The sequence below is a fragment of the Niallia sp. XMNu-256 genome, assembly GCF_036670015.1.
GTDB lineage: Bacteria > Bacillota > Bacilli > Bacillales > Cytobacillaceae > Bacillus_BD.
This window is the reverse complement of record NZ_CP137636.1, coordinates 2,651,457-2,666,058: the sequence shown is the minus strand read 5'-3', so window position 1 is coordinate 2,666,058 and position 14,602 is coordinate 2,651,457. Positions and strand designations below refer to the sequence as shown.

General features: G+C 38.0%; 11 protein-coding genes. All 11 read left to right on the top strand.

The annotated features are described in order from the left end of the window. Positions 1–82 precede the first annotated feature (82 nt). The 11 genes from dxr to rbfA all read left to right on the top strand — a co-directional run bounded on the left by dxr (position 83) and on the right by rbfA (position 14,546). Entirely contained in the window at positions 83–1,231 is a 1,149-nt protein-coding gene (gene dxr, locus R4Z10_RS13500; protein WP_338469821.1) for a 1-deoxy-D-xylulose-5-phosphate reductoisomerase, read from the top strand. A gap of 293 nt (positions 1,232–1,524) precedes the next feature. Then, positions 1,525–2,790, top strand: coding sequence for an RIP metalloprotease RseP (rseP, locus tag R4Z10_RS13495; protein ID WP_338469820.1), 1,266 nt, complete (start codon positions 1,525–1,527; stop codon positions 2,788–2,790). 104 nt (positions 2,791–2,894) lie between these two features. After that, complete coding sequence (locus R4Z10_RS13490; RefSeq protein WP_338469819.1) at positions 2,895–4,598, top strand: proline--tRNA ligase; 1,704 nt, start codon at positions 2,895–2,897, stop codon at positions 4,596–4,598. A 204-nt stretch (positions 4,599–4,802) separates the two neighbouring features. After that, positions 4,803–9,119: a PolC-type DNA polymerase III gene (locus tag R4Z10_RS13485; RefSeq protein WP_338469818.1), complete on the top strand. Its 4,317-nt coding sequence runs from the start codon at positions 4,803–4,805 to the stop codon at positions 9,117–9,119. Between the two features lie 250 nt (positions 9,120–9,369). Beyond that, entirely contained in the window at positions 9,370–9,840 is a 471-nt protein-coding gene (rimP, locus tag R4Z10_RS13480) for a ribosome maturation factor RimP (RefSeq protein WP_338469817.1), read from the top strand. 36 nt (positions 9,841–9,876) lie between these two features. Next, positions 9,877–11,067, top strand: a complete 1,191-nt coding sequence (gene nusA, locus R4Z10_RS13475) for a transcription termination factor NusA (RefSeq protein ID WP_338469816.1) — start codon at positions 9,877–9,879, stop codon at positions 11,065–11,067. Between the two features lie 20 nt (positions 11,068–11,087). After that, positions 11,088–11,369 carry a YlxR family protein gene (locus R4Z10_RS13470; protein ID WP_338469815.1) on the top strand — a complete coding sequence of 94 codons (282 nt, stop codon included), beginning with the start codon at positions 11,088–11,090 and terminating at the stop codon, positions 11,367–11,369. Continuing rightward, positions 11,369–11,686, top strand: coding sequence for a YlxQ family RNA-binding protein (locus tag R4Z10_RS13465; protein WP_338469814.1), 318 nt, complete (start codon positions 11,369–11,371; stop codon positions 11,684–11,686). The genes R4Z10_RS13470 and R4Z10_RS13465 overlap by 1 nt, the downstream gene beginning before the upstream one ends. A gap of 4 nt (positions 11,687–11,690) precedes the next feature. Beyond that, entirely contained in the window at positions 11,691–13,877 is a 2,187-nt protein-coding gene (gene infB / locus R4Z10_RS13460) for a translation initiation factor IF-2 (protein ID WP_338469813.1), read from the top strand. Beyond that, positions 13,877–14,158, top strand: coding sequence for a DUF503 family protein (locus R4Z10_RS13455; RefSeq protein WP_338469812.1), 282 nt, complete (start codon positions 13,877–13,879; stop codon positions 14,156–14,158). The genes infB and R4Z10_RS13455 overlap by 1 nt, the downstream gene beginning before the upstream one ends. 34 nt (positions 14,159–14,192) lie before the next feature. Beyond that, positions 14,193–14,546 carry a 30S ribosome-binding factor RbfA gene (rbfA, locus tag R4Z10_RS13450; protein ID WP_338469811.1) on the top strand — a complete coding sequence of 118 codons (354 nt, stop codon included), beginning with the start codon at positions 14,193–14,195 and terminating at the stop codon, positions 14,544–14,546. Positions 14,547–14,602: the final 56 nt, after the last annotated feature.

Below are 14,602 nucleotides of genomic sequence, written 5' to 3'. Positions count from 1 at the left end.
TTCTCATTATTAAGGAATTTATATAAAGAAACCGTAATATCTTATGAAATAGTAGGTTTTTAGATGGTAGGAGTGTGATGTTTTGAAGAAAATAAGTTTATTGGGGGCCACCGGTTCCATTGGTACGCAAACGGTAGATATTATTGAACAATATAAAGAGCAATTTTCGTTAGTAGCGATGTCAGTAGGAAGAAATATTGCTTTGGCTCGAAAAATTATTACCGATTTAACTCCAGAACTCGTGTCAACAATCGAGAAACATGATGCTGAAGTTCTTCAGGCAGAATTTCCAAACGTTCGTTTCCTTTATGGGGATAAGGGTCTTGCAGAAGTGGCTGTTTATCATAAAGCAGACATTGTAGTCAATGGAGTTACGGGTAGTGTTGGATTGCAGCCAACACTTTATGCAATTGAAGCCAAAAAAACCATTGCTTTTGCTAATAAAGAAACCCTTGTTACCGCTGGTCATCTTGTTATGGAAGCGGCAAATAAACATGAAGTATCTCTCTTGCCTGTTGATAGCGAACATTCAGCCATATTCCAGTGCTTACAAGGGGAAAACAAAGATCAGCTTGACAGGATTATATTAACAGCCTCTGGTGGAAGTTTTAGGGACCGTACACGAGAAGAGCTTATCGATGTAACTGTACAGGATGCCTTAAATCATCCAAATTGGTCCATGGGTGCAAAAATCACGATTGATTCTGCCACCATGATGAACAAAGGACTTGAAGTGATTGAAGCACACTGGTTGTTTGATCTACCATACGAAAAAATCGATGTTCTGCTTCATAAGGAAAGTGTGATTCATTCCATGGTTGAATTTCAAGATAGTAGTGTGATTGCTCAACTTGGAAGCCCAGATATGCGTGTCCCGATCCTATATGCATTAACTTATCCTGATCGAGTTCCGTTTTCATCAGGGAAAAAGTTAGATTTAGCCCAATGGGGTCAACTTCATTTCAAGGAGATGGATTTTGATCGATACCGTTGTTTAAAGTTTGCCTATGAAGCGGGTAAAGCTGGAGGTTCTTATCCTACTGTATTAAATGCTGCTAATGAAGCTGCAGTAGCTGCCTTTTTATCAGGACAAATTACATTCCTACAAATAGAAGATTTTGTTGAACAAGCTTTGAATAGACACGAAGTAGTAAAAAATCCTAGTTTAGATGAAATCGAGGCCATTGATCAAGAAACGAGACAATGGGTTGGGACATTACTGAAATCTTAAAATAGAATGTTGTATAACTTATTTAGCATTCATCTTCGCTTCTACAATTGGAGGATGATTGCTAAAGAGCTTTTACATTCAGCGGGGTTCAACTCTTAGCTGAATGAAGGAATGCCTCCGGCGGATGTCTCGGATTAATTTATGATATTTACCCGAGCGGGCTTGACGACGGACCGGAAGCACGTCCCTAGTTAGGCTAGACATGCAGATATGGCGTTTTGTAGCACAAAAAATCCGGGCACAAATTCGGCGGATGAATTTGATACTCATCTATTGACAAAGGTGGTAATCTATTGACAACAGTTATAGCCTTCATTGTTATTTTTGGAGCTCTTGTATTTTTCCATGAATTGGGGCATCTAATCTTTGCAAAGAGAGCAGGCATTTTATGTCGTGAATTTGCGATTGGGTTTGGCCCAAAAGTTCTTTCATTTACCAAAAATGAAACAAACTATACGATCCGATTACTCCCGATTGGAGGGTTTGTTCGGATGGCTGGTGAGGACCCTGAAATGGTGGACATTAAGCCAGGCTACCGTGTCGGAATAATACTCGATCATGAAGATCAAGTCCAAAAAATTGTTTTAAACAATAAAGAGAAATATCGAAACGCTTTAGTTATGGAAGTTGAATATGCAGATATTGAACATGAACTTTTAATAAAAGGCTATCTTGAAGGGGATGAGGAGGAAAGACTTCGTACATTTCAAATTCTTCCTAATGCTGTTTTAGTCGAAGATGGAATCGAATCTCAAATTGCTCCATATGACCGTCAATTTGCTTCAAAATCGCTCGGGCAACGGGCAATGGCTATATTCGCAGGTCCGATGATGAATTTTGTACTAGCTTTTGTGGTGTTTATTATTATCGGTTTATTGCAAGGAATTCCTGCTGATGATCCGATTCTTGGGAAACTCACCGAGGATGGGGCCGCCTTTGAAGCGGGCTTAAAAGAAGGGGATATTGTTCACTCGATTAATGGAGCAGAAATATCTAGCTGGACAGATGTAGTAGAAGTCATTCGAAAAAACCCTGAAAAGGAATTAACTTTTTTGATTGACCGGAATGGTTCAGAGATGGAAATCCCCGTTATTCCTAAAGAGAATAAATTAGAAGACGGACAATCAATCGGTATTATTGGTGTTTATAGTCCAATGGAAAGGTCTCCGATACTGGCAGTTAAATATGGAGCAACAGAAACGTACTTTTGGACGAAAGAAATCTTTGCTGCGGTTGGAAAGCTAATCACAGGTCAGTTCTCAATTGACGCGTTATCAGGACCAGTTGGGATTTATCAATCTACTGACATGGTTGCCCAATCAGGAATTTATTATTTGATGAGATGGGCAGGCGTATTGAGTATTAACCTAGGAATTATGAATCTTCTTCCTATCCCTGCTTTAGATGGAGGAAGGCTTCTATTCTTTGCAGTTGAAGCTGTTAGAGGGAAGCCGATTGATCGACAAAAAGAAGGGATGATTCATTTCTTGGGCTTTGCTTTATTAATGCTATTGATGCTAGTTGTAACCTGGAATGACATTCAGAGATTCTTTTTGTAAGTTTCATGTTTCATGGTGGTAGGATCTAATATGTCCCCACCATGTTATGTTTTTTTAGAATAAAGAATGAACACATAATCTACTTACTTTTGAGGTGCTAGTATATGAAACAGAGTTTGACACTTATTCCTACATTAAGAGAAGTACCAGCAGATGCTGAAATTAAAAGTCATCAATTATTACTTCGAGCAGGGTATATCCGCCAAACGGCAAGTGGGGTTTACAGTTACTTACCTTTAGCTTGGCGAGTGCTACAAAATATTGAAAAAATTATACGTGAAGAATTGGATGCCACAGGGTCAGTAGAGCTTTTAATGCCTACCTTACAACAGGCTGAACTTTGGCAGGAATCCGGCAGATGGAATACATATGGTCCTGAGCTTATGCGTTTGCATGATCGACATAATCGGGAGTTTGCTTTAGGGCCGACACATGAAGAAGTGATCACAACTTTACTGAGAGATGACGTAAAATCATACAAACGATTACCTCTTTCTCTTTATCAAATCCAAACGAAGTTTCGTGATGAGAAACGACCAAGGTTTGGGCTATTAAGAGGCCGGGAGTTTATTATGAAGGATGCGTATTCTTTCCATTCATCACGAGAAAGCTTGGATGAAATGTATGATAAAATGTACCAAGCTTATTCCAACATTTTTTCCCGTGCTGGACTTGATTTCCGTGCAGTTATCGCTGATGCAGGAGCAATTGGTGGAAAGGGTACCCATGAATTTATGGTTCTTTCTCATATCGGAGAAGATACAATTGCCTATTCAGATACCTCTTCTTATGCAGCAAATATTGAAATGGCACCTGTTGTCACACAATACGAAAAGAGCAACGAAGAAGTTAAAGAAATGGAAAAAGTTTTAACTGAAAATCAAAAAACAATAGCAGATATTTCCTCTTTCTTAAATGTTTCGGTGGAGAAATGCATCAAATCATTACTATTCAAAGTGGATGACCAGTATGTATTAGTACTTGTTCGTGGCGATCATGAAGTAAATGATATAAAACTTAAGAACCTTTATAATGCAGGCACGGTTGAATTAGCAGAAGCAGAAGAAACACTAAAGGTGCTCGGTTGCTCGATTGGTTCTCTTGGACCTGTTGGTGTTTCAAATGTACAAGTGGTTGCTGATCATGCAGTAAAAGCAATTGTTAATGGTGTTTGCGGAGCAAATGAAGAGGATTATCATTATATTGGTGTAAATCCAGATCGTGACTTTGAAGTGTCACGCTATGAAGATTTACGCTTTATTCAAGAAGGTGATCCATCTCCAGATGGTCAAGGAAAAACCCTTTTCGCTAAAGGGATTGAGGTTGGTCATATTTTCAAGTTAGGAACACGATATAGTGAAGCTATGAACGCCGTGTTTTTAGATGAAAACGGAAGATCTCAGCCGTTTATCATGGGATGTTATGGAATTGGTGTATCTAGACTAGTAATGGCCATTGCAGAACAACACAATGATGATAATGGTCTAGTTTGGCCAGTAAATATTGCTCCTTTCCACGTACACCTAATTGCGGTAAACACAAAGGATGAAGCACAAACAAATGTGTCTGAGCAACTATATCAAGAACTAAAACATAATCGTTTTGAAGTTCTATATGATGATCGTTCGGAACGTGCAGGTGTTAAATTTGCAGATAGCGATCTAATTGGTCTGCCAATTAGAGTAACGGTAGGTAAGAAAGCAAATGAAGGAATTGTTGAGGTTAAAGTTCGTAAAACAGGCGAAATGAAAGAAGTTCATAAAGACGAATTAGTGAGCACTATTTCAGAGTTGCTTACAACTTTATAATCATTAATTGGTGTCTTGTATCGAGCGTTTATCTAAGTTATTTATTTAGATCGTTCTAGTACACGGCACCTTTTTTATTGGTGAAACAATAGCTTTAAGATTTGTACAATAACAGTTTTTCTCCTCACACCGAATGAGGTATGTTATAATATTGGTTGTCTAGTCTGACAGAATTAATTTTTTGATGGGAGGAGAGAGATCTTAATGAGTAATGACTCAGAAAGAATTGAGCGATTTCAGCTCTTACTCCAACAATTGCAACTTACTGACCATGCCATTGTTCCGCACTTCTTAAATGCCCAAATTGAAAAATTGGTCATTGATAAGAAAGTAAGAAAATGGCATTTTCATTTTTTATTTCAACAAATTCTACCTTATAATATTTTAATTAAATTTGTCGATCAACTTGAAAAGACGTTTTCTCATATTGCTCAAATATCCTATTCTATTAAGGTGATAGACGCTGAATATTCTGAACAATTAGCGATAGATTATTGGCAACATTGCATAAAAGAACTCGATGGAATCTCCCCACCTTTGGCAAAAGTGTTAAATGGACAACTCCCAAAGCTTCACGGTAATAAATTACTCATAAAAGTAAATAGTGAAATGGAAAGCTTGTCAATCAAGAATAAATATACTCATATTATTTCCGATATCTATCAACAATATGGATTTCCAGTGTTGATGTGTGAAACTGAACTGGATACAGAACAATCCAATCAAGAATATGAAAAGTTTCTAGAAGCGAAACAAAAAGAAGATCAAGAGAGAGCATTCCAAGCTTTAGTTGATATGCAAAAACAAGAAGAAAAAGCGGATGAGACGACACAACGTAGTGGCCCTCTCGTAATTGGTTTAACGATTAGAGATGACTCGGAATATAAGAGACTTGAAGAAATTACTGATGAAGAACGTCGTGTTGCGATCGAGGGTTATGTATTCAGTGCCGAAACAAGAGAGTTACGCAGTGGTAGAACTCTATTAACCTTTAAAATTACGGACTATACAAGCTCGATTATGGTTAAAATGTTTTCTCGTGATAAAGAAGATGCTCAGGCTTTTACTCAAGTGCAAAAGGGAATGTGGTTGAAAGTCCGTGGGAGTATTCAAAATGATACATTTGTTCGTGATCTAGTCATGATTGGAAATGACATTAACGAGTTACGACCACCCATGCGAGAGGATAAAGCACCAGAAGGGGAAAAACGGGTTGAATTGCATATGCACACTCCTATGAGTTCAATGGATGCTGTTTCTTCCGTTAGTGCTTTAGTAGGTCAAGCGAAAAAGTGGGGACATAAAGCGATCGCGATAACCGATCATGCAGTCGTTCAATCTTTTCCTGAAGCTTTTAATGCGGGTAAAAAAAATGACGTAAAAATTCTTTACGGTGTTGAAGCGAACTTAGTTGATGATGGAGTTCCAATTGCCTATAACTCAGCACATCGGAAGTTAGCAGATGATACGTATGTCGTTTTTGACGTTGAAACAACAGGGTTATCTGCTGTATATGATACGATTATTGAACTTGCAGCCGTGAAGGTACGTAATGGGGAAATCATCGACCGTTTTGAATCTTTTGCAAATCCACATGTACCCTTATCAGCAACGATTATTAATTTAACGAGTATCACAGATGATATGCTGCAGGATGCTCCGGAAGTAGAAGCAGTGCTGAAAAGGTTTCACCGTTGGACAGAGGATGCCATCCTAGTTGCGCACAATGCTTCTTTTGATATGGGGTTCTTAAATACAGGTTATAAGAGAATTGGTTTGGATAAAGCGGAAAATCCAGTCATCGATACGTTAGAGTTAGGTCGTTTTTTATATCCGGAATTGAAAAACCATCGTTTAAATACATTAGCGAAGAAATTGGATGTTGAATTAACTCAGCATCACCGGGCGATTTATGATGCAGAAGCAACTGGATATATTTTAATGAAAATGCTACGTGAGGCCGCTGAAAAGGGAATTGATTACCACGATCAGCTTAATGATAATATGGGGAAAGGAAATGCCTATCAGCGTGCACGCCCATATCATTGTACATTATTAGCCAAAAATGATCTTGGACTCAAAAATCTATTTAAATTAATCTCTTTATCCCATTTAAACTATTTTTATCGCGTACCAAGAATTCCGCGTTCACAGTTAGAGAAGTTTCGAGAAGGAATTATCATTGGTTCGGGGTGTGATAAAGGAGAAGTATTTGAAGGGATGATGCAAAAAGGCCTTGAAGAAGTTGAGAAAAAAGCCGAATTCTATGATTATTTAGAAGTGCATCCGAAAGAGGTTTATCAACATTTAATCGAACTAGAGTTAGTTAAGAATGAAAAGTCATTAGAGGAAATCATTGCAAACATTGTAAAACTGGGGGAGAAATTAAATATTCCCGTTGTTGCAACTGGAAATGTTCACTATTTAAATCCGAATGATAAAATCTACCGAAAAATCTTAGTCCATTCTCAAGGTGGAGCGAATCCCCTTAATCGCCACAAACTTCCTGATGTTCATTTTAGAACAACAGATGAGATGCTTGATGCATTTTCATTCTTAGGTAAAGAAAAAGCGCAAGAAATTGTGGTCGATAACAGCAATAAGATTGCCGATTCCATAGAAGAAGTTAAACCGATTAAGGATGATTTGTACACTCCTAAAATTGAGGGTGCGGAGGATGAAATCCGCAATATGAGCTATAAAATGGCTAGTCAAATCTACGGGGATCCGTTACCGGAAATTGTCGAAGCTAGACTAGAAAAAGAATTAACGAGTATTATAGGAAATGGCTTCGCGGTTATTTACTTAATTTCTCATAAGCTAGTAAAGAAATCGATCGAAGAGGGTTATTTAGTAGGATCACGTGGTTCAGTCGGTTCATCCTTTGTAGCGACAATGACCGAAATTACAGAAGTAAATCCATTACCGCCGCATTACGTTTGTCCAGAATGCAAACACTCCGAATTCTTTAATGATGGTTCAGTCGGCTCTGGTTTTGATTTACCTGATAAAAACTGTCCGAATTGTGGGGCAGTCTATATAAAAGAAGGACAAGATATCCCGTTTGAAACCTTCCTAGGTTTTAAAGGAGATAAAGTTCCTGATATCGATTTAAATTTTTCTGGTGAATATCAGCCACGCGCTCATGATTATACAAAAGTACTGTTTGGAGAAGATTATGTTTATCGTGCAGGTACGATTGGTACAGTCGCAGATAAAACGGCTTTCGGTTATGTTAAGGGGTATCAACAAGACCACAATCTTCAACTCCGTGGCGCTGAAGTGGAAAGACTTGCATCAGGCTGTACAGGTGTAAAGCGGACAACAGGACAACACCCCGGTGGGATCATCGTTATCCCAGATTATATGGATGTTTATGATTTTACACCGATTCAGTTTCCAGCAGATGATCGAAAAGCGGAATGGAGAACGACTCATTTTGATTTCCATTCCATCCATGATAATGTTTTGAAACTGGATATTCTCGGACACGATGATCCGACTGTCATTAGAATGCTACAGGATTTGAGTGGGATTGATCCTAAAACAATTCCAACTGATGACCCTGAAGTCATGAAAATATATAGTAGTCCAGAAAGTTTAGGTGTGACCGAAGAACAAATTATATGTAAAACAGGGACACTGGGAATACCTGAATTTGGTACACGATTTGTTCGTCAAATGCTTGAAGATACAAAACCAACAACTTTTTCTGAACTAGTTCAAATTTCTGGTCTATCCCATGGTACAGATGTATGGCTTGGAAATGCACAAGAGCTTATTCATAATAATATTTGTACACTGCCAGAGGTAATCGGTTGTCGGGATGACATTATGGTTTATTTAATCTATCAAGGCTTAGAACCTTCCTTAGCCTTTAAAATCATGGAATCCGTACGTAAAGGGAAAGGCTTAACAGATGAAATGGAAGCGGAAATGAGAAAGAATGAAGTTCCAGAATGGTATATTGATTCTTGTAAGAAAATAAAATATATGTTCCCTAAGGCCCACGCAGCTGCCTATGTATTAATGGGGGTTCGTGTTGCTTACTTTAAAGTTCACCATCCGATTCTCTATTATGCTGCCTATTTCACTGTACGTGCAGAAGATTTTGATCTTGATTCAATGGCAAAAGGCTCAAATGCCATTCGCGCAAGAGTGGAGGAAATTAACGCAAAAGGTCTTGATGCAGCCCCTAAAGAGAAAAGTTTATTAACTGTTTTAGAAATTGCTCTTGAGATGTGTGAGCGTGGTTTTTCATTTACAACGGTCGATTTGTATCGTTCAAGTGCAAATGAATTTATTATTGATGGGAATACGCTAATCCCTCCGTTTAATGCGATTCCAGGTCTTGGAACGAATGCGGCCTTCAATATTGTTAAAGCACGAGAACAAGGTGAATTTCTTTCAAAAGAAGATCTGCAAACAAGAGGGAAGGTTTCAAAAACGATCATGGAATTTCTCGAACAACAGGGTTGTCTAGAGGCACTTCCAGACCAAAACCAACTTTCGTTGTTCTAATTGCATTAAAGTTTTGGATATGTTATAGTTTTATTGGAAATACTAAGGATAACTCTGGTAATTAAGAGTGGGGAAACCCACTCTTTCGTATTGTTTACGATTGTTTTCATCCCGCTTTATTTACAATACGCTTGATTCGTAACTCCTGTTCCCTCGCTATCTATTTTGCAACATGTAATAGATAGCAAGCCACTTACAGGAGTTTTATCATTTCTTAAAAAGTTTTTGCCTTTAGTAAAGGAGGGATTCTATGAGCAAGGTCATTGATACTGTAGGTCAATTAGTGACGCCCATATTAGATGAGATGGAGCTCGAATTAGTGGATGTTGAATATGTAAAAGAAGGAAAAGATTGGTTTCTGCGTGTTTTTATTGATAAACCAAGTGGTGTTGACATTGAAGAATGCGGGATGGTTAGTGAAAGATTAAGTGAAAAATTAGATGAAATTGATCCGATCACACATAACTATTTTCTAGAAGTATCTTCACCAGGAGCGGAGCGTCCTTTAAAAAAGAAACAGGATTTCGAAAAGGCAATTGGAAAAAATGTATATATTAAGACGTACGAACCCTTAGATGGTGAAAAGGAGTTTGAAGGAGTTTTAACAGAATTTGACGGGAATATCGTTTCTGTCGAAATTAAAATAAAAACAAGAAAGACAACTGTAACCATCCCTTATGAAAAGATTGCAAATGCAAGGCTCGCTGTCAGCTTTTCATAATAAGAGGATGAAAAGACTTAAGGGGGAACCATTCTTATGAGCAGTGAATTATTAGATGCTCTTATTTTACTTGAAAAAGAAAAAGGCATTTCTCGAAATGTTATAATTGAAGCAATCGAGGCAGCATTAATATCGGCTTACCGCAGAAATTATAATCAAGCTCAAAACGTCAGGATTGATGTTAATTTAGGCACCGGGACAATGCGCGTTTTTGCACGTAAAGAAGTCGTGGATGAAGTATTTGATCCAAGACTAGAGATTTCACTAGAAGATGCTAAAAAAATCAACCCCAATTATCAAGTGGAAGACATAGTAGAGCTGGAAGTAACACCTAAAGAATTCGGTCGAATAGCTGCGCAAACTGCTAAACAAGTTGTGACGCAACGGGTACGTGAAGCGGAACGTAGTATTATTTATTCGGAATTCATTGATCGTGAAGAAGATATAATGACAGGAATTGTTCAAAGACAAGATTCTAAATTTATTTATGTCAGTCTTGGAAAGATTGAAGCAATTTTACCAAGTAATGAACAAATGCCTAATGAAAGATATAAACCTCACGATCGAATAAAGGTTTTTCTAACGAAAGTTGAAAAGACAACAAAAGGGCCGCAAATCTATGTATCAAGAACACATCCAGGTCTATTAAAGAGATTGTTTGAAATTGAAGTTCCTGAGATCTATGATGGAACTGTAGAAATTAAGTCCGTTGCTCGTGAAGCGGGAGATCGCTCGAAGATCTCTGTTCATAGTGATAACCCTGAAGTAGATGCAGTCGGTTCTTGTGTAGGTCCGAAGGGGACTCGTGTCCAAGCAATTGTTAATGAGCTCAAAGGTGAAAAAATTGATATTGTAAAATGGTCTCCTGATCCGATCGTATTTGTTGCTAATGCATTAAGCCCATCTAAAGTTCTTGATGTCATCGTTGATGAAGATGGAAAAGCAACAACGGTAATTGTACCTGACTATCAATTATCTTTAGCAATAGGTAAACGTGGACAAAATGCAAGACTTGCAGCGAAATTAACAGGTTGGAAAATCGATATTAAATCTGAAACTGACGCACGAGCCGCGGGGATTTATCCTCGTGAAGATTCTTTATTAAATTACGACAACGAAGAAGTGAATAATGAAGAAAGTGATCCTAGTGAGCATATTTTGGAATTTGAAGATCAAGATCAACTTCTAAGTCACTTTGATGATCACGATGAACAAGAGCCGAAGTAATACCAAGGGAGGGAATAAAGGTGGCAACTCGAAAAAAAATTCCTTTACGTAAATGTGTTGTAACAGGTGAAATGAGGCCTAAAAAAGAATTGATACGCATCGTTCGTTCGAAAGAAGGAGAAGTATCGGTTGATGTAACAGGTAAAAAATCTGGCAGGGGCGCATACCTAACCTTGGATAAAGAAACAATTCTCACAGCAAAAAAGAAGAACACTTTAGCTAACCACTTGCAAGTTTCAATTGATGATTCAATATATGAAGAATTATTACTATTGATTGAAGAAGGGAATTCTGTATCCTAATGGATAAGCAACGATGGATTTCATTAGTAGGCTTAGCAAATCGAGCGGGGAAAATTATATCTGGTGAAGAATTATCTCTTAAAGAAATTCGGAACGGAAAAGCGAAACTAGTACTGTTATCGGCAGATGCATCTGCCAATACGACTAAAAAAATAACAGATAAATGTAAATCCTACCATGTTCCAATGAGAATTGTTGAAAATCGAGAAATACTTGGACATGCGATTGGAAAAGAGGCCCGCGTGGTTGTTTCCATTTTAGACATAGGGTTTGCAAAAAAGTTGTTAACGCTGCTCGATGAATATCAGCGGGGGTGAAAGAATGGGAAAAATGCGCGTGTACGAATACGCTAAAAAACATAATGTATCTAGTAAAGATGTAATTACTAAGTTAAAAGAGATCGGGATTGAAGTTTCAAACCATATGGCAACTATAGAGGATGATGCAATGAAGAAATTAGATAGTACGTATAAGACTGGAAATGAAACAGGATCAAATAAACCAAAAACGGCTCCAAATCCATCACAAAATACTGCGAATCGCAGTTCGGGTCAGGCTGCTGCAGGAAGTCAAAAAGCGAACAATGGTCCGAAAAAACCAACGAATCAAAGTGGAAACACGAATAATCGCAATCATAAAGGTAAAAATAATAACTTTAACCAAAATAACAAGAATAATAAAAACAAAGGAAAAAATCAAAACAATAACAGAAACACTCATCAATATTCACAACCCGAGAAGAAAAAAGAAAAAGAATTACCAGCAAAAATTACGTTTAGTGAGTCATTAACGGTTGGTGAATTAGCGAAAAAGTTATATCGTGAACCATCAGAGATTATTAAGAAATTATTTATGCTTGGTGTCATGGCAACGATTAACCAAGAACTAGATAAAGATGCGATTGAATTAATTGCCGGCGAATACGGCGTAGAAGTTGAAGAAGAAATCAAGATTGACACAACAGATCTTGAAGTTTATTTTACAGACGACGGTGAAGGAGAACTAGTAGAAAGACCTTCTGTTGTAACGATTATGGGTCACGTTGACCACGGAAAAACTACAACACTTGATGCCATTCGTCATACGAAAGTAACAGCAGGAGAAGCAGGTGGGATTACTCAGCACATTGGTGCCTACCAAGTAGAAGAAAATGGAAAGAAAATTACGTTCTTGGATACTCCTGGGCATGCTGCTTTTACAACAATGCGTGCAAGAGGAGCAAAGATTACAGATATCACCATTCTAGTCGTTGCTGCTGATGACGGTGTAATGCCACAAACGATTGAAGCGTTAAACCATGCTAAAGCAGCTGAAGTTCCAATTATTGTAGCTGTTAATAAAATGGATAAACCGGCTGCAAACCCGGATCGGGTAATGCAAGAATTAACAGAGCATGGCCTTGTTCCAGAGGCATGGGGTGGAGAGACCATTTTTGTACCCCTCTCAGCAAAAACGGGTGAAGGAATCGATGACTTACTTGAAATGATCTTGCTTGTTAGTGAAGTAGAAGAATACAAAGCGAATCCGAATCGTAAGGCTGTTGGTACCGTTATCGAAGCACGCCTAGACAAAGGGAAAGGCTCTGTGGCTACATTACTTGTACAAAATGGTACATTAAAAATAGGAGACCCGATCGTCGTTGGTAATACATTTGGCCGTGTTCGTGCTATGGTCAATGACTTAGGTCGCCGTGTGAAAGACGCAGGTCCTTCTACACCAGTTGAAATTACAGGATTAAGTGATGTTCCGCAAGCAGGGGACCGCTTTGTCGTATTTGAAGATGAGAAAACTGCACGTGCAGTCGGTGAAGCAAGAGCTACAACCGCGCTTCAAGCTCAACGAAGTGAAAAAACAAAAGTCAGCCTTGAGAATCTCTTTGAACATATGAAAGAAGGAGAAATGAAGGAACTCAATCTTATCATTAAAGCAGATGTGCAAGGTACTGCAGAAGCTCTAGCTGCTTCTCTTTACAAAATTGATGTAGAGGGTGTAAAAATTAAGATCATTCATACAGCTGTTGGAGCGATTAATGAATCCGATATTAGTTTAGCAGCTGCTTCAAATGCTATTGTCATTGGATTTAATGTTCGTCCCGACAACAATGCGAAAAATGCAGCTGAAGCGGAAGGGGTAGATATTCGTCTTCACCGCATAATTTATAAAGTTATTGAAGAAATAGAAGCGGCAATGCAAGGGATGCTTGATCCAGAATATGAAGAAAAAATTATTGGGCAGGCAGAAGTTCGTCAAACTTTCAAAGTATCTAAAGTTGGTACGATTGCTGGTAGTTATATTACTGACGGTAAAATAACAAGAGACAGCGGAGTCCGTTTGATTCGTGATGGCGTTGTTATTTTTGAAGGAGAAATTGACGCTCTTAAACGTTTCAAAGATGATGTTAAAGAAGTAAGTCAAGGTTATGAGTGTGGAATTACCATTAAAAACTATAATGACGTAAAAGAAAATGATGTCATTGAAGCATATATTATGGAAGAAGTGGGACGTTAATGATAGTTGGCTTGTTAGCCTTTGAATGCATCATTTATGATGCCCATTCTTTAAAAGAGAAACGAGCCGTTCTACAGAGGGTTTTGACAAGGATCAAGCAAAAGTTTAATGTTTCCATTTCAGAAGTAGACTTTCAGGATAGCTGGCAAAGAAGTAAAATCGCTATTGCGGCTGTTGCTTCAGCTCGCAATCCTGTAGAAATGGAACTGCAAAATGTTCTTAAATTTATTGATTCATTTCCGGAAATTGAAAGAACGATCACCGGTATAGAATGGCTTTAGTTATGATTAGGCTTTTAGTAAATGAGGTGTGATTATGAGTGTGAGAGCCAATCGAGTTGGGGAGCAAATGAAAAAGGAATTAGGCGAAATTATTACTCGTAAAATAAAAGATCCCCGTATAGGATTTGTTACAGTGACAGATGTCCAAGTTACAGGTGATCTGCAACAGGCAACCGTCTATATCTCTGTATTAGGGGATGAAAAACAACGGGAAAATACGTTGCTTGGACTTGCCAAAGCAAAAGGGTTTATTCGCTCTGAAATCGGTCAAAGAATTCGTTTGCGTAAAACTCCTGAAATCGCCTTTGAATTTGATGAATCCATTGGTTATGGAAATAGAATTGACACCTTGCTGAATCAAATTCATAATGAAGAAAAAAATCAATAACAAAGAAATGATAAAAATGGATAGACATTCGTCTATCCATTTTTTAAAGAAAGGAC

What these genes read in the sequence shown, in the direction of transcription:
- nusA (WP_338469816.1), top strand. Translation starts at nt 9,877, where the DNA reads ATGAGCAGTGAATTATTAGATGCTCTTATTTTACTTGAAAAAGAAAAA.
- infB (WP_338469813.1), top strand. Translation starts at nt 11,691, where the DNA reads ATGGGAAAAATGCGCGTGTACGAATACGCTAAAAAACATAATGTATCT.
- R4Z10_RS13485 (WP_338469818.1), top strand. Translation starts at nt 4,803, where the DNA reads ATGAGTAATGACTCAGAAAGAATTGAGCGATTTCAGCTCTTACTCCAA.
- rbfA (WP_338469811.1), top strand. Translation starts at nt 14,193, where the DNA reads ATGAGTGTGAGAGCCAATCGAGTTGGGGAGCAAATGAAAAAGGAATTA.
- rimP (WP_338469817.1), top strand. Translation starts at nt 9,370, where the DNA reads ATGAGCAAGGTCATTGATACTGTAGGTCAATTAGTGACGCCCATATTA.
- R4Z10_RS13465 (WP_338469814.1), top strand. Translation starts at nt 11,369, where the DNA reads ATGGATAAGCAACGATGGATTTCATTAGTAGGCTTAGCAAATCGAGCG.
- R4Z10_RS13455 (WP_338469812.1), top strand. Translation starts at nt 13,877, where the DNA reads ATGATAGTTGGCTTGTTAGCCTTTGAATGCATCATTTATGATGCCCAT.
- R4Z10_RS13490 (WP_338469819.1), top strand. Translation starts at nt 2,895, where the DNA reads ATGAAACAGAGTTTGACACTTATTCCTACATTAAGAGAAGTACCAGCA.